Source organism: Flavobacterium sp. (genome assembly GCF_043773265.1).
In the GTDB taxonomy this organism is placed as follows: domain Bacteria; phylum Bacteroidota; class Bacteroidia; order Flavobacteriales; family Flavobacteriaceae; genus Flavobacterium.
Genome location: NZ_JAYVFH010000025.1, coordinates 1 through 18,796, shown reverse-complemented (window position 1 = coordinate 18,796; position 18,796 = coordinate 1). Strand labels below are relative to the sequence as shown.

General features: G+C 29.9%; 15 protein-coding genes and 1 pseudogene. 10 read left to right on the top strand and 6 right to left on the bottom strand.

The genetic code is table 11. The features are described from left to right. A partial coding sequence (gene abc-f / locus ACH2BO_RS01135) for a ribosomal protection-like ABC-F family protein (protein WP_395042921.1) occupies window positions 1-1,869 on the top strand: 1,869 nt, incomplete at its 5' end. Between the two features lie 165 nt (window positions 1,870-2,034). On the opposite strand, the gene ACH2BO_RS01130 is transcribed toward abc-f, so the two are convergent. After that, complete coding sequence (locus tag ACH2BO_RS01130) at window positions 2,035-3,003, bottom strand: App1 family protein (RefSeq protein WP_395042920.1); 969 nt, start codon at window positions 3,001-3,003, stop codon at window positions 2,035-2,037. Between the two features lie 64 nt (window positions 3,004-3,067). On the opposite strand from ACH2BO_RS01130, the gene ACH2BO_RS01125 reads away from it, so the two are divergent. Together ACH2BO_RS01125 and ACH2BO_RS01120 are read left to right on the top strand one after the other, a co-directional pair. Beyond that, on the top strand, window positions 3,068-3,937 hold the full coding sequence (locus ACH2BO_RS01125; protein WP_395042919.1) for a diacylglycerol/lipid kinase family protein: 870 nt from the start codon (window positions 3,068-3,070) through the stop codon (window positions 3,935-3,937). Between the two features lie 108 nt (window positions 3,938-4,045). Next, window positions 4,046-4,486 (top strand): DUF4345 domain-containing protein, encoded by a 441-nt coding sequence (locus ACH2BO_RS01120; protein WP_395042922.1) that lies wholly within the window; start codon window positions 4,046-4,048, stop codon window positions 4,484-4,486. Window positions 4,487-4,502: 16 nt separating this feature from the next. Here ACH2BO_RS01120 and ACH2BO_RS01115 read toward each other — a convergent pair whose 3' ends face one another. Genes ACH2BO_RS01115 through ACH2BO_RS01105 form a run of 3 tightly spaced genes read right to left on the bottom strand, consistent with a single transcriptional unit; the run spans window position 4,503 to window position 5,344 of the window. Beyond that, on the bottom strand, window positions 4,503-4,862 hold the full coding sequence (locus ACH2BO_RS01115; protein WP_395042918.1) for a hypothetical protein: 360 nt from the start codon (window positions 4,860-4,862) through the stop codon (window positions 4,503-4,505). Window positions 4,863-4,864: 2 nt separating this feature from the next. Next, complete coding sequence (locus tag ACH2BO_RS01110; protein WP_395042917.1) at window positions 4,865-5,182, bottom strand: DoxX family protein; 318 nt, start codon at window positions 5,180-5,182, stop codon at window positions 4,865-4,867. A 24-nt stretch (window positions 5,183-5,206) separates the two neighbouring features. After that, window positions 5,207-5,344, bottom strand: coding sequence for a hypothetical protein (locus ACH2BO_RS01105; RefSeq protein ID WP_395042916.1), 138 nt, complete (start codon window positions 5,342-5,344; stop codon window positions 5,207-5,209). A 468-nt stretch (window positions 5,345-5,812) separates the two neighbouring features. Here ACH2BO_RS01105 and ACH2BO_RS01100 point away from each other — a divergent pair, with 468 nt between their 5' ends. Continuing rightward, window positions 5,813-8,617, top strand: coding sequence for an Ig-like domain-containing protein (locus tag ACH2BO_RS01100; protein WP_395042915.1), 2,805 nt, complete (start codon window positions 5,813-5,815; stop codon window positions 8,615-8,617). Window position 8,618: 1 nt separating this feature from the next. Here ACH2BO_RS01100 and ACH2BO_RS01095 read toward each other — a convergent pair whose 3' ends face one another. Beyond that, complete coding sequence (locus ACH2BO_RS01095; RefSeq protein WP_395042914.1) at window positions 8,619-9,764, bottom strand: 8-amino-7-oxononanoate synthase; 1,146 nt, start codon at window positions 9,762-9,764, stop codon at window positions 8,619-8,621. Window positions 9,765-9,821: 57 nt separating this feature from the next. Then, window positions 9,822-10,304: a DUF1761 domain-containing protein gene (locus tag ACH2BO_RS01090; RefSeq protein WP_395042913.1), complete on the bottom strand. Its 483-nt coding sequence runs from the start codon at window positions 10,302-10,304 to the stop codon at window positions 9,822-9,824. Window positions 10,305-10,486: 182 nt separating this feature from the next. Between ACH2BO_RS01090 and ACH2BO_RS01085 the strand changes: the two genes are divergently transcribed. The 6 genes and pseudogenes from ACH2BO_RS01085 to ACH2BO_RS01060 all read left to right on the top strand — a co-directional run. Further along, window positions 10,487-11,341 carry a Two component regulator three Y domain protein gene (locus ACH2BO_RS01085; protein ID WP_395042912.1) on the top strand — a complete coding sequence of 285 codons (855 nt, stop codon included), beginning with the start codon at window positions 10,487-10,489 and terminating at the stop codon, window positions 11,339-11,341. Window positions 11,342-11,470: 129 nt separating this feature from the next. Continuing rightward, the gene (locus ACH2BO_RS01080) at window positions 11,471-12,106 is read left to right on the top strand and encodes a response regulator (protein ID WP_395042911.1); all 636 of its coding nucleotides are present in this window, start codon (window positions 11,471-11,473) and stop codon (window positions 12,104-12,106) included. A 6-nt stretch (window positions 12,107-12,112) separates the two neighbouring features. Continuing rightward, window positions 12,113-12,748 (top strand): response regulator, encoded by a 636-nt coding sequence (locus tag ACH2BO_RS01075; protein ID WP_395042910.1) that lies wholly within the window; start codon window positions 12,113-12,115, stop codon window positions 12,746-12,748. A gap of 220 nt (window positions 12,749-12,968) precedes the next feature. Next, entirely contained in the window at window positions 12,969-14,912 is a 1,944-nt protein-coding gene (locus ACH2BO_RS01070; RefSeq protein ID WP_395042909.1) for a DUF11 domain-containing protein, read from the top strand. A gap of 36 nt (window positions 14,913-14,948) precedes the next feature. Next, window positions 14,949-15,686: a hypothetical protein gene (locus ACH2BO_RS01065; RefSeq protein WP_395042908.1), complete on the top strand. Its 738-nt coding sequence runs from the start codon at window positions 14,949-14,951 to the stop codon at window positions 15,684-15,686. A gap of 89 nt (window positions 15,687-15,775) precedes the next feature. After that, window positions 15,776-18,796 (top strand): annotated as a pseudogene (locus ACH2BO_RS01060) (hypothetical protein); the annotation flags it as partial.

Sequence of the window (18,796 nt, the reverse complement as noted above, 5' to 3'; positions counted from 1 at the left end):
GAAGTAACTTTTCGTCTTGGATCTGGCGATAGAGTAGGACTTGTTGGAAAAAACGGCGCAGGAAAATCAACAATGCTTAAAATTCTTGCTGGCGATTTTAAACCCGATTCAGGTCAAATTGCAACCGAAAAAGAAGTCCAAATGGGTTTTCTTCGTCAAGATATCGATTTTGAACAAGGAAGAACCGTTCTTGAAGAAGCGTATGAAGCGTTTACAGAAATTAAAATTGTAGAAAAAAAGTTAGAGCAAATCAATCATCAATTGGTCACTAGAACCGATTATGAAAGTGACGAATATTCGCAAATAATTGAAGATTTATCAGATTATACACATCGTTTTGAACTACTTGGTGGTTACAATTATGTTGGTGATACCGAGAAAATCCTACTAGGTTTAGGATTTAAAAGAGAAGTTTTTAACGACCAAACCGAAACTTTTTCTGGTGGTTGGCGAATGCGAATTGAATTAGCAAAATTACTGTTACAATCTAACGATATTTTACTTCTTGATGAGCCAACAAATCACTTGGATATTGAAAGTATAATATGGTTAGAAGGATTTTTACGAAATTTTCCAGGCGTTGTGGTAATCGTTTCACACGATAAAATGTTCCTAGATAATGTTACCAATAGAACCATTGAAATTTCTCTTGGTAAAGCTTATGATTTCAACAAACCGTACTCAGAATATTTAGAATTACGTCACGAAATTCGTGAAAAACAATTGGCAACTCAAAAAAATCAAGCTAAGAAAATTGAAGAAACCGAGAAGTTAATTGAGAAATTTAGAGCGAAAGCATCCAAAGCATCGATGGCTCAATCTCTAATTAAAAAATTGGATAAAGTAGAACGAATTGAAGTTGATGAAGACGATAATTCGGTTATGAATATTTCATTTCCAGTTTCAAAAGTGCCAGGAAAAGTGGTTATTGAAGCTGATAATGTTACCAAATCTTACGGAAGTAAAATTATCTTAAAAGACATTTCTCTTCTAGTAGAAAGAGGAAGTAAAATTGCCTTTGTTGGTCAAAACGGTCAAGGAAAATCAACTTTTATCAAAGCAATAGTAAACGAATTTGAGTATCAAGGCGAAATAAAATTGGGTCATAACGTTCAAGTTGGGTATTTTGCTCAAAATCAGGCAGAATATCTAGATGGCGAAATCACGCTTTTACAAACTATGGAAAACGCTGCAGTTGATAATAATAGAAGTAAAGTTCGCGACATGCTAGGTTCGTTTTTATTTCGTGGCGACGATGTAGATAAAAAAGTTAAAGTACTTTCTGGCGGCGAGCGTAACCGATTGGCATTGTGTAAATTACTTCTTCAACCCATCAACGTTTTGGTGATGGATGAACCTACAAATCACCTTGATATTAAGTCTAAAAATGTATTGAAAGCTGCACTTCAAAAGTATGAAGGAACGCTTCTTTTGGTTTCTCACGATAGAGATTTCTTGCAAGGAATGTCCAATTTAGTTTACGAATTTAAAGACCAAAAAATCAAAGAATATTTAGGTGATATTAACTATTTTCTTGAACAAAGAAATATGGAAAATATGCGCGAAGTAGAGAAAAAAGACAAACCAGATTTGTCATCTCGAGCGCAGTCGAGAGACGTTACAACTAACAAAGTTTCATATGAAGATCAAAAGAAAAGTAAATCACTACAAAACCGTTTAAGCAAGGTTGAAAGTAACATAAAACAATTAGAAATTGACATTCAAAAAGACGATAAAGAACTAGCTTCTAATTACGATAAACACTTAGAAAACGCCAATTTTTTCACTGCATATAATAAGAAAAAAGCCGATTTAGATAAACTTCTAGCAGAATGGGAAGTGGTTCAAGAAGAGATTGATAGTTTGTAAGTGTTCAGTGTTCAGTGTTCAGTGTTCAGCGTTCAGTTTTTAGTGTTCAGTTTTTAGTGTTCAGTGTTCAGTTTTTAGTGTTCGGTTTTAAACCAATAGTAATCAGTAAGATGAATATGAAATTATATTTTTTTTAACTGAACACTGAACACTGATAACTGAGCACTAAATTATCAAGCCAATACTTTTAGAATGAGCAATCGCCTCACTACTTTCTTTAAAATAACACACTTTTACATTCAAACTTTCTAGATTTTTCAAGGCAATTACTGCTTTTTCTTTCTTAGAATTTCCTGTCTGACGAATGTAAACTGCTTTAACATTCACAGGAAATATTTTGCAAATATTCTCATATAAATAAGGATCATGTTGCGAATCGTCACCCAAAAGTGTGTACTGTAAATTAGGATAAAACTCTAAAACATGTTTTATTTTTTCAAATTTATGATTGTGATTGCCTCGACCAGTTATAAATAAATCAGTCAAACTAGTTTTTATATCTTTCAGTAATAAAACTGCTCTAGGCAACTGATTAATTTCTGTAAATTGTGTAATAAATCGATACAAATTCCATTCGCTACTCGATACATAAAAAAAAGCATTTTGTTCTGTTTTATTGTTTCGTCCTGCAGTACTCAACGCTTGATAATGCGAAACAACATCGGCATAAACTTTTCTATCATAGACGTTTTTAAACAATAAAATGTATAATTTCTTCAACGGATTTCTTGTATGCGAAACCAAAAAAGTATCATCAATATCAGATATAAATCCAAAATTTCCTTCATGAGGTTTAATAAAACTTGCGGTTTCTTTAATTTCTTCGTTTCTGTATAAAATACTTACATTATAATCTATCCAGCCATAATTAGACTTTTCTGTAAGTGGAATACAAAATTTAAAATAACCATCATTAAGTGTTTTGGTATGAATTTTTTTTCCATTTAAATGCAAATAAACATCTGCATTAGCTTGAGTACCAATTCGAAACATTCTAATTACAGAATTGGCATTTTTAAAATTCTTTTTTTGAAAATCGTAATCTTCTTTAGTTGTAGGTTTAAAAACGTGTCCCATAACAATTAATTCTTGCTCGTTGGCATATCCACGATATAATTTTAAGATGGGTTTCATTTAATTTTATACATTTGAATTTCGATTAAAAATACAAATTATTTAGGAAATACAAGTTATGGCGATGAAAAAGAAATATATTTTAGTTGTAAATCCAATTTCTGGCGATGTTGATAAAACAGAAATTTTAATAAAAACTTTGGCATTTGCTGATGAATATAATGTAGAAATTATTACTTATGAAACATCAGGAAATGAGGATGAAAAAGCCATAAAAAACCTTTTTGATTTGCACAAGCCAGAACGAGTTTTAATCGCAGGTGGTGATGGAACCATAAAAATGGTTGGTGAAGCATTAGAAAAACAAGATGTAATTTTCGGAATTCTTCCAGCTGGTTCTGCCAATGGTTTGTCGGTAGATTTAAACTTGCCAACTACAATAGAAGAGAATTTATCGGTAGCTTTTAAAAATCATTTTATAGAAATGGATATGATTTCTATAAACGGAAAGCAAAGTATTCATTTGAGTGATTTGGGACTGAATGCAGAACTAGTTAAGAATTACGAAAACGGTTCAATACGAGGTAAATTAGGATATGCGTTGCAAGTATTCACAACTTTAATCGAACTAGAAGAACCATTTTCTGCTAAAATTGAAGCCAATAATCAAACCATTGAATGTGTGGCACGAATGATTGTAATTGCTAATTCTCAAAAATATGGAACTGGCGTAACCATAAATCCTGATGGAAAAATGAACGATGGAAAGTTTGAATTGGTGATATTAAAAAATCTAGATTTAATAGTTTTTGGAAAAATAATTACAGGAAATATTCCAATAAACTCTGAAGATGTTGAAATTATTTCTACAGATAATGCAATAATTACTACTGTTTCACCAGTAAGTTTTCAAATAGATGGCGAATATATTGGAGAAGAAACTCAACTGAATATTAAAATTTTACCTTCTCAAATGAAAGTTGCAATTCCTTAGAAAAATTTCAATTTCAATTTCAATTACAATGTCAAAAAATTTATTTATTAAATCAATTTTAAATTGAAATTCATATTGTCACCCTGAGCGCAGTCGAAGGGACAACATATAAACTTTAAAATTATCAAAAACTCATTACAAAATACTAATTTACATCTTATAATTTCAGCTTCAATTGTAATTCCAGCTGGTTTATATTATGGATTTGGCATCAATTTTATTTTCACTCAATTTGTTGATATTAGAGGAATTACAACAGATGTTTCAAGTATTTACAAAGCAATTATGGGCTTATATTTAGCATTTGCATCACTTTGGATATTAGGAATTTTTAAAAATGATTATTGGAAAACTGCCACAATTACTAATATTCTTTTTATGCTTGGCTTAGTTTTAGGTAGAATTATTAGCATTATTTTTGACGGAATTCCATCAACAATTTTTATTCTAGGAACTATTGGCGAGTTGGTTTTAGGGTTTTATGGATGGTATCAATTAAAAATATTTAAATCAATATCAAAACCTCAAAGGTTTGAAAAAAACCTTTGAGGTTTGAGGACATAAACTATTTCACAACATCAAAAACCGCATTATAATTGGTCTCGCCATCAACTGCAAAAACAATTTTTCTATTGGGTTGGTCTTTTAATTCATAGTCGCCATTTACTGTAAATTTCATTTCTACAAATTTGTAACCTGTTTCAAATGTAACGGTTGCTTTGTATAAACTGTCTTTTTTTATGACTGTCATTTCGGTGTCATAATTCCAATCTAAAGGTTTTTCTCCTCGAATTCCAACAGATTTTATGTTCTTCACTTTAGAAACATCAACAATATAATTTACCGTTCTTTTGTATGATTTCTGGACACAACTTGTTGTAATTAAACTTAGTAAGCCAACAAAAATTATAATAATCTGTTTCATCTTTAGTGTTTTTTAGAAATTAAATAATCAATCCCAAATCGTCCAGAACCTATAATTATTTCGTAAATAGAAACCCATAGAAATCCCATTGCTGGTAACATCATCCACATTCCTTGCGACCATTGTTGTAAAAAAATTGCGACTAACATCGTTCCCATTATTAAAAATGATGCTATTCTGGTTTGAAAGCCAAGCAGTAAAAAAATGCCTCCAACAGCTTCGCTAAATCCACCCATCCATGCAAAAAATTCTGGAAACATTTTGAAAATTCCACCAAATTGAGCAACATCATTTGGGAACCAAAAAGCAACTTCAAACAATCCTAAATTTTTATCAACTGGTGACTAAGGCAATCCAAATTTATCTGCACCAAAGCTTGATGCTAATAGAAATCCGCAAATTATTCTTGGTAAGGAAGTTAAGAAATCTTGCCACCAAAATGGCATTGTTATTGGTTTTGTGATTTTTTGTAATAGCGTCATAGTTTTAAGTATTAAGACTTTAGTATTAAGTATTAAGAATTAGTATTAGAATTTGAAATTGATTTTTGAGATTAATATTGTAATTGATATTGAATTTAGTTATTTTCAAATCTTGAATTTCCATTTGATGAAGATTAATAATTAAAATTGGATTTATTCTGGGTTTGAATTCTTTTTTTTAATAACAAAAAACTATAAATCAATCCTTGAGAAAAAGTGATGAGTAGAAGTGAATAATATAGGTTAAAATCGTAACGCATCTGTAAAATTACAAATATAATTTTTACAATAATTATAAAAATTGTAAAAAGGGAAACAAAATAAAAATAAGCATTAACGTAGAATATAATGTTAATAACTTATTTGTAGTCCCGTTTAAGTGAATAATTAAATGTAGAATTTTGCCTACTAAGTTGGCTTTTTCTATATATGTAAAATGCACTGTAACTATTTAATTTTATGATAAAGATGAATAAATACTTCAAATTGTTTTTGTTGTTTTTCTTATGCTCAATAAATTATAGTTATTCACAAACTAGAGTAATCCAAGCTGGTTCAGTTGTTATTAATATGGGAGTTGTTCCTCAAACCATTGGAAATGGGTTAAAACCTTATGGTTTAGTTTATAATTTACTTGATATACAAAAAGTGCCAGTATTATGGTCTATAAATTCATCTAAAGTAAAAGACGGAATAGATTTTAGTGTAGATGGTCTAGATTTTAAAGGTGGAACATTTGTTATTGAAGCTCAATATGCTAGTTTTCCTAATGTACAAACAGCAATTAGTAATTTTGTTGCATTAGGCGTTGTTAGATATGTAACCTTAACTCCTGTTACAATACCTGTTTATAAAGAGTTAGTAGAATTTCCTAATTGGGTATTAGACACTGCAAATGGCTCACTTGCACAAGCTTATTTAACCAATGCAAATATACCACCAACTGCTTATAGAAATGCTTTACCATTAGCATTAAATAGTTGTGATGATTTATTTATTCTTCCTCATGCCGATCCTACTTGGGCTAATCACGGATTACCACTTTTAAACTGGAATGCACCAATAGCAAATGGTGGAAATGCAGGATGGATTTGGGCAGCTTGTCATGCTGTAAGTGTATTAGAAAATTTAGGAAATACATTTCCAGGAGCAACCTTAAGAACTAATTTTTTATCTAATGATGGTTTATGGAAATATACAAACAATACTGGTTCTGGATTTGATAATACAGTAACAGGTGCAATTAATCCACTACATAATAATACACAATTATTTCCTTTTAATAATCCGCCATTATATCCAACAGATCCAATTATGCAATATATGGGTGTTACAGATGGTGCTCATAATGCAGGTTCAGAGAGAATTTATGTTCCTACAAATGGTTGGCGTTCTACTACAAAAGTTTCTGTTTTTGATCCAGGACACATTAGTTTTCCGTTGGGTATTTTTCCAAATCAAGTTGCTATTATAGCTTATGGCTACGCATTTGGTAACGTAAATAGAGGAAAAGTAATGTATGAAGCAGGACACGATCATGACAATGGAACAGTTGCAGAAAATGTTTCGGCGCAAAGAGCATTTTTAAATTTTTCATTTGATGCTCCAACTGGAAAAGCTGCACTAATTACTAATAATACTGCTGTACCAACAACTATAAATAGTGGATCTACTTATGCTTTTAATGTTACTGCAGCTTCTATATCTAATAGTCCTTTAACCTATTTATGGAGTTCTAGTTGTGGTGGTTCATTTTCAAGCACTTCAATTGCTAGCCCAATATTTACCGCTCCAATATTAGCTGTTGGTGGTGCAGATGTTAATTGTTTAATTTCACTTTTAGTCACTGATGCTTGTAATAGAAAATCATTTAAATCCTATCCAATAACAATAATTGCTCCACCAGCACCACCAATTGCAAATAATGATGTTTATGGAACTTATAATTCTAATACAGTATTAATTTCACCTTTATTAAATGATACTGACTTAGATAATGATATTAACACAGCTTCTTTAGTAAATACTTCACCATTAACAGTTGCTGGCGGTGTATTTGTATCTAACAATAATGGTACTTATTCTTTTATTCCAACTATTGGTTTTGTTGGAACTGCCACATTAAACTATCAAATTTGCGATTTTACTCCACCAGGAAGTCCATACAATGGTCCGTTTTGTAGTAGTGCTGTAATAACTGTAAATGTTGCTTCTAGTCCTTGTGCGTCTAATCAAACGGTTTCTTCTGTTGTAGATTATGGTTTTGCAGTAACTTCTTCAGTAACTTGGAATACACCATTAAATGCTCTTGGAGCGCCAAATGCTACAGGTTCTAATTCTACAGCTGCAACTAGTTCAATTGTAATTGATTTAGGTGCAGGAAATAGTCCGTTAATTGGTAGTCAAATTCAATTTAGAATTTTTAGTACAAACGCCAGCAATGTTACAGGAACGATAGATGCATCTACAACAACAACATTTCCTCAAGCACCAGTTGCAGTTTCAACAATTGCAGCATTGGCAAGTCCAAGTATTGTAGTATTTAATGTATCGCAGGCCAACACAAGATATGTAAGAATAACTGGTATTAATAGATTTGGTTTAGAATCTATAACTTATAATAAATTAGTTTGTGTAAACTCAAATGCTGATGTTAGAATAGTAAAATCGGCAAGTACTTTAGCTCCACAAGTTGGTTCTTCAATAACTTTTACACTTACAGCTAGTAATCTTGGTCCAGATACAGCAACAAATATAATAGTAAATGACCTTTTGTCAACTGGTTATACTTTTTCTAGCGCAACGCCAACTTCTGGAACTTATAATCAAGCAACTGGAGTTTGGAATATTGTTGGATTGTTGAATGGAGCATCAGAAACACTCGAAATAGTTGCTGTAGTCAACAATATAGGAAATTACACTAATACGGCATCAATTTCTGCTAATCAAATAGATTCTGTAATTGCTAACAACTTAAGTTCTATAACTCCAATTCCAATTGTTGCTACGGCTGATTTAAAAGTAGTAAAAACTTCAAGTAATTTAAATCCATTTGTTGGTGAAACAATTACATTTACAATTGTTGTTTCCAATCTTGGACCAAGTAATGCAACAAATGTAAATGTGCAAGATGTTTTAAGCGATAATTATACATTCGTTAGTTCAACTGTTTCAATAGGAACTTATAATAATTTAACTGGATTTTGGGAAATAGGAAACATGCTTAATGGTAGTTCAGAAACGCTAACAATATCAGTAATAGTAAATCCGTAGATTATTTAAAAGGATTTCGTTCTTTCCAAACAGCTTCTGGTTCTAAATAAGGAAAAATAGTTGACATATATTTGTTTAAAACCAAATTAGAATGTTTAATGAATCCAGACATGATTACTGGTTTTGCACCAATTGAACTTTTGATTTCAAGAGCAGTTCGTCCAAAAATAATTTTTTTAAAACCATTTTCAATCCCAAATTCTGTAATGTCATATAACATATTCAAATACAACATTTTTTCTTTTTGAATTGTATTTTCATACCCAAGAAAATAGGTTTCTAAAACATCTCCGTTTTGTAAAATAGTATAAAATCCAATTAATTTATTGTCTAAAAAATATCCAAAGACTCTAAACTTATTTTCGCAATTTTTTTTAAAAGAATAAAAGTGATCCTTTGTTAAAAAAAAAGTGTTAAAAGGAGCGTTTTTTGCAACATAATAATATAATTCAAAAATTCTATTTTCTTGAATTTTAATATCTTCTAATGATAATTCTTGATGAGTAATTTCATTAATTTTTTTTCTTGCACGCTTATATTGATCTCTATATTTTTTTGAAAATGAAGCAACATAGTCTATTGAGTTTTTCCAAGTACTATTTAATTCAAAAATCATATTGGGTTGAGAATTAAATTCATAGATAGAATTAAAATCATTTTTTTTTAATTCAATAGCAGTGTTTTTATAAAAATCTTTAAATGAAATTAAATGAATTTTTATATTTTTTTCATTTAATAATGATACTAAATGGTTACTACATTCTTTAATAATATTACTGATTTTTTCTAACGAAATTTCCTTACAAAAAGCAAAACAATTATGACCGCTTATCATGTTATTTCCAAGAAACAAAACATGTGATGCAAAGTTTTTAAAAACGAAATTTCTTATAGCTGTTTTAAAACATTTGTCTCTATCTCCAAAGGATTCTAATTGGTTTAAATCGATGTATTGAGCAATTAAAACGCCAATTAGAATTTCATTTTCAAAAATCCCAATGAAGTAACATTGCATGTTTTTAGGAGAAGATTCTTCTAGTGTTTTAAGATAAGGTGTTTGAAGAAAAGCATTTGAAATAGCAACTTCATTCCAAGATTTTGGAAGCTGAGAAATAGAATTGTAAATTTTTATTGAGATAGAATCCAAAGTAAATAAAATCGCTCCACAAATGTAGAGCGATTAGTTTATAATTAAATGTTAAAATTATTTCATTGCACAGATAATTCCTCCCATAATCATGAAACAAACTATCCAAAATCCGCCAACTACTAAAACATATTTCCAGCTTCTTTTTTCATACAAAGCATTCGTACCAATAACAGGCAAAATCATAAATAATCCTGCCAAAAAACCATGTAAAACTCCATGCCCAAAATATCTAAATTCATTGCCATAATCTTTCATAAAAGCAACATAAGATGGTAATGCTTTTGTTTCATCTCCGCCAATCAATCCCAATACTCCAAACTGATGTATTACTACAGTTTGTAAAATAAATGCAATGAAAAAAGCATATAAAATTGACATTCCAAAAATTAAAACCATATTGGGTTTTTCATCAGGATTCATTGTAACTCCTGTTTCTTTCATCCAAATAGTTCCAAAAACCTTTGGATTGTACCAAATAAATCCAACAACAAGTGTTGATGCTGCAGCAAGTAATATTGCTAAAAAATTAATGTTCATAGTTTTGTGTTTTAAAGGTTAGAAAAGCAAAGTTACACTATTTTTTATAGTTAGTCTAACATATAATTTGTAAGAAAAATTACATTAATGTTAATGTTTTTAATTAATTAATGTATTTCATCGATTTTATTTGTATTTAAACGCGTGTTGTGATTAGATTTACTTCAAGAAAATTTATAACCATGAAATTAACAATTACTCTTTTAGCAACATTATTTGTTTCGGTAGTGACTTTTGCAGAAGTTTCTGTTTCTGAAAAAAATGCTTTAATAAAATTATATTCATCAACTAATGGTAATCAATGGATTACCAAATGGAATATTACAACTCAAGTTTCAAGTTGGCATGGTGTTAGAGTTGTAAATGATAAAGTTGTAAGTGTTAATTTGTCAAGTAATAACTTAACAGGAGTTTTGCCAAATGAAATTTCAGATTTAGTAAATCTTAAGTCACTTAATTTATTTCAAAATAATATTTCAGGTCAATTGCCAGCTTCAATAGGAAATTTAAAATCTTTAGAAAGTTTGAACATTGCATTCAATAAATTATCGGGATCAATTCCAAACGAATTGTGTCAAGCTACATCATTAAAATCTTTAGAGCTTTTTATGAATAATTTATCTGGTTCAATTCCAAATAATATTAGCAAGCTAAAAAAACTTGAATTATTATCTTTATACAATAATTTAATTTCAGGAGAAATTACTTCTGAACTTTATAAATTAACTTCTTTAAAGGTATTACAATTAAATAGCAATAAATTATCTGGAAATTTAAGTAACGAAATTGCTAATTTAACTTTGTTAGAAAATTTAAGTTTATTTGATAATAATTTCAACGGACAAGTTCCTTTTGATTTAGAAAAATTAACTAATTTAAAAGAAATGAATATTTCTTACAATAATTTTAATGGATTTGTTTCCAGTAAATTGGCAAAAAAAGATATTCTAAACATGACAATGGTAAATGAATTTGGCGTTGCTTCTGTACTTAAAATAGAAGTAGATAAAAATAAAGCTATTGTATCAGAAGAGTAAAAATTTATCTAGTAAATTATCTAAACCTTAATGAAACTTTATTAAGGTTTTTTTTATATATAGCATAAATTTTTTATATTTGGACCAACTATTTGCAAATTAGCACATAAGAATAATATAAAAGTTTATATGGAATTAAGTAAAAACATACTATTGGTTGATGACCATTTGGTAGTTAGAAAAGGAATAGAATTAATTTTGATTAACAACATTAAAGATGTTAATGTTTATAATTCTCAAAATTATGATGAAGCTCTACAAATTATTAAAACTGTTAGTATCGATTTAGTTTTGCTTGATATTAACATCAACGGTTCTGAGGATATCAAAATAATGAATGAAATTAAAGCTATTCAAAGTAATACAAAAATATTAATTTTTTCATCACATGAAGAAAGTCAATATGGATTAAGATATATACAAAATGGTGCTGATGGATATCTAAATAAATTTTGTAATGAAGATAAAATCCTTGATGCAGTTAATGAAATTTTAGAAAAAGGAACTTATTATAGTAATGAAACTAAAGATAAATTATCTTTAAAAGGTAATAAGAAAAAATCTAATAACCCAATTGATAGTTTATCTAATAGAGAATTTGAAATATCTCGACTACTAATAAGTGGATATGGAAATTTAGAAATATCTAATAAATTGGGAATTCAAATGTCAACAGTAAGCACATATAAAAATAGAGTTTTTGAAAAATTAAATATTAACAATATTGTTTCACTTTCAGATTTGTTTAAAGAAAGTGATTTGTAATCTTATATGAAAAAAAACCTAAATATTTTAATTGTTGACGATTATCTAATTGTAAGAAAAGGAATTGAATTAATAATTCATGAAAACATTCCAAATACAATAGTACATCATGCAGAAAATTATAATGAAGCAATTCAAATAATTAAGGCATTAAATATTGATTTAATAATTTTAGATATTATTATTGAAGGAGTTGAAGACATAAAAATCATGTTTGAAATTAAACACATTCAAAAGAAAACTAAAATATTGATTTTTTCATGCCACGAAGAAGAGTTTTATGGATTGAGATATATAAAGAATGGTGCAGATGGTTTTTTAAATAAAACATGTACTGATGTTAAAATTATTGAAGTAATATATGAAATTCTTGCAATAGGGAATTACCATAGTAAAGAAATAAAAGATAAATTAATTTCAAAAGGTGTTAAAAAAAGGTTTTTAAACCCAATTGAAAATTTATCTGATCGTGAATTTGAAGTTGCAAAGATGCTAGTTAACGGTTCAGGTAATTTAGAAATTGCTAATAAATTAAATATTCAAATGTCAACTGTTAGTACATATAAAACAAGAGTTTTTGAAAAATTGGACATCAATAATATTGTTGCACTTTCTGCTTTTTTTAAACCCAGTATAAATTAAAATATTCAGTATATTTCAAAAGTCTTAATCTATTATTTTTTAATAGATTAAGACTTTATTTTTTTATTATTTGTAGCAATAATTCTACGTTTTAATATTTTTTTTTTTTTTTTATTAGCTAAATTTTAACTAATATTGTGCAAAATTTATAATTGTGTGTGAACAATTTAGTTTTGTTTCTTATTTCAACATAAAATTTATAACCATAACATACAAAAGTATGCGAAAAATTACTTATCTAATATCAAGAGTTAATAGTTTAGCTCTTGTTTTGTTTTTTACTTTTTTATCAATTAATGTTTTTGCAGAAGGAACTCCAACGGTTTCTCCAAATGCAGCTAATATTACAGCTCTTATTAGTGCTCCAGATTTCAATTCTGGATCATTTTACAATTGTGCTGAAGACAATCGTGTTAAGTTTACTATAACTGACAATGTAAATGAAAATTTATATTTTGGATTTGATTGGCGACAATATGTTGTTGTTGCACCACCAAGACTAACTAACGTTTATTGGAGAATTCGTCGTTCTTCTGATTTAGTTGTTGTAGCTGGGCCAACTTTATGGAATTCTACATTAGGTACAGCTGGAAGTATAGATACTCATGCTCAAGCATTGGCTGGGCCAAACATTGCTGGTTCTGTTCCAGCTGGATATTTACCAATAGTATTTGATCCAGTTACTAATGGAGAGTTTTTTATTGAATTCTTTAGAAGTAATAATTTAGGCGTGACACCATTAATTACTAATGCTGACAGAGCAGTTGGTGCATTATTTGATTTTACAGTTGCACGTAATTCGGCTCCTTATACTAAATTCAATGGACGTTTAAATTCTGATAAATGGGGTTTTGTAGCAGTTTCTGCAACTTATGGAAATTTAATCACTGCTAATGCTGAACCAGTTCTTTATGCATATACTACTGATCAAGCAATTATTAAATTAGATTTTGAAGTAGGATTTGAACCTATAGCTTTTGATATTGCAGTTAATAAATATGGTGTTGTAAACTCGGGTTCATGGGCAACATCTAGACGTTCTGTAAATAATGCAATTACACCTTCGTTAAATAATGGATATCAGGTTTTTCTAAATATTCCTGATGCTACTTTGTTTCCTGTTGGATCAATTCCTTCAAGTCCAACTTTTTTAACACCATCGATTACTGGTTGTGGACCATATTTTATTAATTATAATGTTTCAGAAGCTGGTGATGTTAAGTTGTTTTTAAATTTAAACGGAGTTGCAGGTTTTCAAAGTGCTAGTGCAGATAGAATTATTGAAGCATTTGATGTTATTGCCGGTAATAATTCACTTTCTTGGGATGGATTAAATGGTTTAGGTGTTCCAGTAGCTTCTGGAACAAATGTTGCTTTGGCGTTAACCTTTTTAAAGGGAAGATTCAATTTGCCATTGCATGATGCAGAATTAAATAAAAATGGTTTGCGTATTTCTATTATTGCGCCAACTCCTATTGCAAATGCCCAAGTCTTTTGGGACGATTCAATAGTTACAGATGTAGGTACAGATTGTTCGGTTACTACAAATAACCAATCTGGAATAGGTATTAATAATTCTTTTGCAGGAACTATTTCTCCAGCTCATGCTTGGAGCGGAAATGGAAATTCTGCTCAAACTATTCCTGCACCTGCAAATGGCGCAAATGAAACAGATGGAATTGCTTGTACCGATTTTGGTAATGCTAGAACAATTAATACTTGGGGTTGGGGCGCAACTACTGCTGCAACTAATTTAAATATAGTATTAGGATGCACAGACATAAGAGTTGTAAAAACAGTTAACAATTCTAGTCCTACATTTGGTAGTAATGTAATTTTTACAATTGTTGCTTCTAATATAAGTACTTCTAATGCTACAGGTGTCGTTGTTACAGATTTATTGCCAAGCGGATATACTTATGTTAGTGATACTAGTGGCGGAACTTACAACTCAGGAACAGGTGTATGGGCAATTGGTAATATAGCAAATGGAGCAAATAGTACCTTAAATATTACAGCTACTGTATTAACATCTGGAGTATATTCTAACTCTGCTACTGCTACTTCAAATGAAATAGATACTAATTCATTTAATAATAGTTCTACTGTAATACCAATTCCTTCGTGTAATGCAAGTGTTTCTCCAGCTTTGATAAAAAACTAGTCTAGCTTAAAAAATAAAATTTAAAAACAAACAACAATGAAAATTAAAAAATTCAATTTGAATAGTTTAAAAAATAGAGACACAGAAATAAAATATTTATTTCATTGTTTTTTATTTTTAAATTTAATTATTATAAATTTTAATGTGATAGGTCAAGATAATTCTTCAGATAAAATAAATAATGCTATTTCAAATGAAGAACCTTATAAAACTATTTCTTTTGGTGAAAAAATAACTTTTGGAATTGTTGACAATTCAATAAATTGGACCATAAGTAATTCTGAAAATAAGATTTTTGTAAATATTAAAGGCAACCAAATTAATGATTATATTTTTGAAAAACCAGGAATATATAATATTAGTTTTTCTGAAAATAAAAAGCATACTGATGAGTGCAATCATCCTCAGTTTAATGAAAAGATGATTATTGAAGTAACTCCAGTAAAAATGGTTTTTGATTTTTCAAAAATTAAATTTTCACAAAAAATTCAAAAAGGAATTTCATGTGAAAACATTACCTTAACGGTTCCAGTTACTATTGCAATTATTGAAAATGTACCTACTAAATTTGTTGTTTCAGATATAACATTTGCAGGTATTGGTTCAGAAATTGTTGGGAAACCAATCAATAAAGAAATTACAATCAATAATGGAGTTCAAAATATTGAATATCAATTATCAGGAATTGCTACTAATCAAGCACATCTGATGATTGATTTCGTAGATTATAATAACCAAGTTCAATCTTATACCTTACTTGAAATAATAAAATAATACTATTTGTTATGATAAATAATTACTTTAATACAAATTATAAAATGAATTTAAAATCTTTTATTTTATTTTTAATTTTTATAATCACAATGTTTACTACACAAGCATATTCTCAATGTGCAACACCACCAGTTGGATGTAGTAATACAAATCTTTCAAATTTCGGTGTAGATTCTGATAATAATCCAGCTACAATTGAATATGATAACTACATTTCATCTTTTCACAATACCATTGTAAGAACTGCTACAGGAACTTTACAAGTTTGGGGTGAAAGATTTTTAAATTCTGGAGCTCTTGCAGCTGATGCTCTTGTACCAACAACTGTTAATGTTACAAACTTTCCTGCTTTAACTGGGACAGTGTTAAAAGGTGCCTTAGGAAGTAACTTAGCAAATACAGTTCAAGGAGTAATATTAACTACAACAGGATTATTTGCTTGGTCAACAGAAGGAACGGTTTTAGACAATGCAATAACTTCTAGTACAGTTTTTCAAAAAATCACAGTTAATGCAAAAGCAGATGGACTTCCAGCTGGAGTTGTACCTGGGGATGTAAAAATGATGTTTGCAACTTTTCAAGCATTGGTTATTACAACTTGTAATGGGGATGTTTGGGTACTTTCTTTAAATGCTAACATGAGAGGAAATGGTGCGACAGGAAGTTCTTTATTATGGTCACACGTAACTACAGATGCAGCACTCAATCCTTTTTTAACAGGAGTTGTTGCCTGTAGAGGAACAGCCGGCGCATTAATAGCACTTAAATCTGACGGAACTGTTTATGTTTGGGGAACAAATGTATATAATGGAACTGCTGCAATTGCTGCTCAAACTAGAGCAACGCAAATGAATTTAAGCTCGTTAGGTGGAATTACACCCAAATTAATTGGTGCTACAGTAAATGTTGCAACTAACAATCACTCATTCTATATTTTAGGAACAAATAATACATTATATGCCACAGGAGAAAATTCTAATCGTCAATTAGGCGATTGGTCTACAACCGATAGAACAGTTTGGGTTAATCCTCGTTATACAGCTGCAGCTCCCGGAGGAACAATAATGAATAATATTTTGTGGTTTAGTCCACAAGAGCATGATGATCAATATGCCGCTGTAAATGTAGTTAATGCTAATAAAAATATTTTTGCTTTTGGGGATAATAATTTTTCAGGTATTGGAACAACTGCTAATCCATCAAATCCTGTAATTCCAAATAATTTAACAATTACCGATATAATATTAACTGTTGAAACAGGCGGTCATACAACTATGATTGTTAGAAATTGTAGTCCAAATTTTGGTTATGTTGGACATAAAATCAGAGGTAGTATGGGAGATGGTTCGGCTGCTGCGGCAACTACTGAAACAGTTTACACATTTGCTACAGCACCTATTCAAATTTGTGGTGCCGAGTCCATTCCTATAATTCAACCTTCAGCACTTGGAGCTGGGCCATCAGGAAATTATTGTGTTGGAAGTCCTATTACTCTAAATCCTTCACCAGATGGTGGAACTCTATCTGTAACAAGCGGACCAGGTTTTCTTACTGGTAATACTTTAAACTTTACAGGTATAGGAACAGTTGTTATTCAATATGTTCTTCCAACGGCATGTAATGGCTCTTCTACCATAATTAGAAATTTTAGTACAGAATATTGTTCAAATGATGTTGGTGTAAATAAAATTGTAGATAATACAACTCCAAATGTTGGTAGTAATGTTACTTTTACTGTAACTGCAACAGCAAATGGTCCATATAATTCTTATGATATTATTGTTAACGATTTAATACCATCAGGATATACTTATGTCAGTTCTTCTCCTTCAGTTGGAACGTATAATATTGATACAGGAATTTGGACTTTAGGGAATTTAATTAATAGTGCAAGTGCATCTTTAAATATTGTAGCTACTGTTAATGCAACCGGAAGTTATGCAAATACTGCTATTGTATCAGCAAGTGAACCTGATCCTGTTTCTGCTAACAATTCAAGTACAAGTACTCCTATACCCGTTCCTCAAGCTAATCTTGGAGTAGTAAAAACAGTTAATAATTCTACACCAAATGTTGGTGAAACAGTAATTTTTACAATTACAGCCAATAATGCTGGACCAAGTTCAGCATCAAATGTAAATGTAACAGATTTATTACCAAATGGTTATACATACGTTAGCTCGTCAACAGCTTTTGGAACATATAATAATGTTTCAGGAATTTGGGCTGTTGGAAGTCTTCCTAATGGCGGAATAGCATCATTACAAGTTGCTGCAATAGTAAATGCTTCTGGTAACTATAATAATTCTGCTACTATTACTGCAAATGAAAATGATCCTATACCTGCAAATAATTCTGAGTCTGAATCTACAACACCAATAGCTCAAGCTAACATTGGTGTTGTAAAAACTGTAAATAATTCAACTCCTGCTATTGGTTCTTCTGTTACTTTTACAATTGTTGTCAATAATTCTGGAGCAAGCAATGCAACTGGAGTTATAGTTAATGATTTATTACCTTCGGGTTATACTTATGTTAGTTCAACTGTTTCAGCTGGTTCTTATAATAATGGTACTGGTATATGGTCTGTTGGTAATTTGACCAATACTTCAAATGCAACATTAACTGTAACAGCAACAGTTAATGCTACTGGTAATTATAATAATACTGCTACAGCAACAGCAAACGAATCTGATCCAAATAATTCAAACAATAGTTCATCAGTTTCAACATCTTCTCTTGTAAATTTAACTAATACTTGCCCTACAACTACAGTTAATTTAACAACAGCTTTTACAAACTCTAATTTGCAGCCAAATACAACTTTAACATGGCACTCAAATAATCCTGTTACTAATGCAAATTTAATATCTAATGTTACAGCATTATCATCTGGAACTTATTACGCATCTTTTTTTGATTCAATTGGTAATTGTTATGGTCCAGTAACTGCAGTTGTTGTTAATATAATATCATGTATCGATGCAATCAACGATGGACCAACCACATTAGCAACAGCAACTACACCAACAGTAGTACAAAACGTAACAGCAAACGATACCTTAAATGGAGTTTTAGTTACAGCAGCCAATACAGATGTAACGCCAGCA

Coding starts and splice junctions, on each gene's coding strand:
- ACH2BO_RS01125 (WP_395042919.1), top strand. CDS start 3,068: ATGAAAAAGAAATATATTTTAGTTGTAAATCCAATTTCTGGCGATGTT.
- ACH2BO_RS01115 (WP_395042918.1), bottom strand. CDS start 4,862: ATGAAACAGATTATTATAATTTTTGTTGGCTTACTAAGTTTAATTACA.
- ACH2BO_RS01070 (WP_395042909.1), top strand. CDS start 12,969: ATGCGAAAAATTACTTATCTAATATCAAGAGTTAATAGTTTAGCTCTT.
- ACH2BO_RS01075 (WP_395042910.1), top strand. CDS start 12,113: ATGAAAAAAAACCTAAATATTTTAATTGTTGACGATTATCTAATTGTA.
- ACH2BO_RS01065 (WP_395042908.1), top strand. CDS start 14,949: ATGAAAATTAAAAAATTCAATTTGAATAGTTTAAAAAATAGAGACACA.
- ACH2BO_RS01100 (WP_395042915.1), top strand. CDS start 5,813: ATGAATAAATACTTCAAATTGTTTTTGTTGTTTTTCTTATGCTCAATA.
- ACH2BO_RS01080 (WP_395042911.1), top strand. CDS start 11,471: ATGGAATTAAGTAAAAACATACTATTGGTTGATGACCATTTGGTAGTT.
- ACH2BO_RS01085 (WP_395042912.1), top strand. CDS start 10,487: ATGAAATTAACAATTACTCTTTTAGCAACATTATTTGTTTCGGTAGTG.
- ACH2BO_RS01090 (WP_395042913.1), bottom strand. CDS start 10,304: ATGAACATTAATTTTTTAGCAATATTACTTGCTGCAGCATCAACACTT.
- ACH2BO_RS01130 (WP_395042920.1), bottom strand. CDS start 3,003: ATGAAACCCATCTTAAAATTATATCGTGGATATGCCAACGAGCAAGAA.
- ACH2BO_RS01105 (WP_395042916.1), bottom strand. CDS start 5,344: ATGACGCTATTACAAAAAATCACAAAACCAATAACAATGCCATTTTGG.